The 1770-nt window shown below is 59.4% G+C and carries 1 protein-coding gene; it reads left to right on the top strand.

The window, feature by feature from the left end; genetic code table 11:
• The first annotated feature begins 112 nt into the window (after window positions 1–112).
• Window positions 113–1738, top strand: coding sequence for an IS1634 family transposase (locus AAHA49_RS17795; protein ID WP_040560573.1), 1626 nt, complete (start codon window positions 113–115; stop codon window positions 1736–1738).
• Window positions 1739–1770: the final 32 nt, after the last annotated feature.

Below are 1770 nucleotides of genomic sequence, written 5' to 3'. Positions count from 1 at the left end.
CCTGGGTTGGGTCACTTGCACAGTTTCGGGTGCCCCGGAAGTCTCTGACCAGGGATGATGGTAGCGTTTAGTGCCCGATTAAGGCACTAATTCGGGTCGGTAGAATCGGAGAATGGCCTGGATCAGACGCGTCCGCACCAAATCGGGTGCCACAGCTGTCCAGATCGCTGAGTCAGTCGGTGGACGCCGGCGTATCGTCCGCCACCTCGGCTCCGCCCACGACGAAGCCGAACTCGGCCTCCTCATCGCCCAAGCCGAAGAGCTCCTCGCTGATGACCGGCAGGGAACACTCGACCTGGGCCTGACCCCAACAGTGACGAAGTCACACATGATTCCCGACCCGACACCGGCACGACTGGTCACAGAACAACCCCGGCAGCCATCCCCGGACAGGGTGCCACGCGCTAGGGTCATCAAGTCAGCAGCGAATCTGCTCTACGAGGCTTTAGCCGATGTGTACACCAGTCTCGGGTTCGACGTCATCGATGACGACGTCTTCCGCGATCTTGTTATCGCCCGCATCGTCGAACCCACCAGCCTCCTCGACGCCGACCGAGTCTTAGCCGACCTGGGACGCACTGCTGCCAGTCATTCCACGAGGAAGCGGACTCTGCGCAAAGCCCACACGAATGCGTTCCGTGATCTCATCGCTACCGCGTGTTTCACCCACGCGGCCGCCAACGGGGATGTCTCTCTAGTCCTCTACGACACGACGACACTGTACTTCGAGGCAGAGAAGGAAGACGATCTGCGTAAGGTCGGGTACTCGAAAGAACGTCGTGTAGACCCACAGATCGTCGTCGGTCTCCTCGTCGACCGGACAGGGTTCCCCCTCGAGATCGGCTGCTACGAGGGCAATAAGGCAGAAACAGCGACGATCATCCCGATCGTCAAGACCTTCCAAGCCCGTCACCAGTTATCGGACATGGTCGTCGTTGCTGATGCGGGAATGCTCTCAGCTGCGAATCTGCACGCCCTGGATGAAGCCGGCCTGCGTTTCATCGTCGGTTCACGATTGACGAAAGCACCGAGTGATCTCGCAACACATTTCGCTTGGAATGGGGATCATGCCGATGACGGGCAGATCGTTGATACGTTGACCCCGCGGGGGAAGACTCCCCTTGATCCTTATCGCACTGATCGCCGGAGTGAACCTGTCTGGACTCCCGACGGGCATCCGCACGCGTGGCGGGCTGTGTGGCAGTACCGGCGCAAGCGCGCCTTACGGGATGAGCAGACACTCAATGCTCAACGCAATCGAGCTATCGATGTCATCGAGGGAGTCAGAGCTCAGAAGAGTGCACGGTTCGTGAAGACGAAGAGCGGGGCGAAGGACTTCGATGAAGCCGCCTATGCCCGGGCCATGCGGCTCAGTGGGTGGAAGGGGTACGTGACGAATATTGAGCGCTCGATCATGGATGCCCGGGAGGTGATCGGGTCGTATCACGACCTGTGGCATGTTGAGCAGTCTTTCAGGATGTCGAAGACGGACCTGCGGGCCAGACCGATGTTCGCTCGGACCAGGGATGCGATCGAGGCGCATCTGACGATCGTGTTCGCAGCGCTGGCTGTTTCTCGTACTGTTCAGGACCGGACGGGTATATCGATCCGTCGGTTCATACGAACGCTGCGACCGTTGCGGTCGGCTGTTGTCGAGATCAACGGGACGATTATGACTCTGCCGCCAGCTCTCGGGGAGGTTGAGTCGAAGCTCCTCGAGACGTTGAAACTCCACTGATCAAGGCACTAACGCATTTGACCCAACACAGG

The sequence above is a fragment of the Brevibacterium ammoniilyticum genome (genome assembly GCF_038429965.1).
GTDB lineage: Bacteria > Actinomycetota > Actinomycetes > Actinomycetales > Brevibacteriaceae > Brevibacterium > Brevibacterium ammoniilyticum.
The sequence above is the reverse complement of the archived record's forward strand: the minus strand, read 5'-3'. Positions and strand labels throughout refer to the sequence as shown.

What these genes read in the sequence shown, in the direction of transcription:
- AAHA49_RS17795 (WP_040560573.1), top strand. Translation starts at nt 113, where the DNA reads ATGGCCTGGATCAGACGCGTCCGCACCAAATCGGGTGCCACAGCTGTC.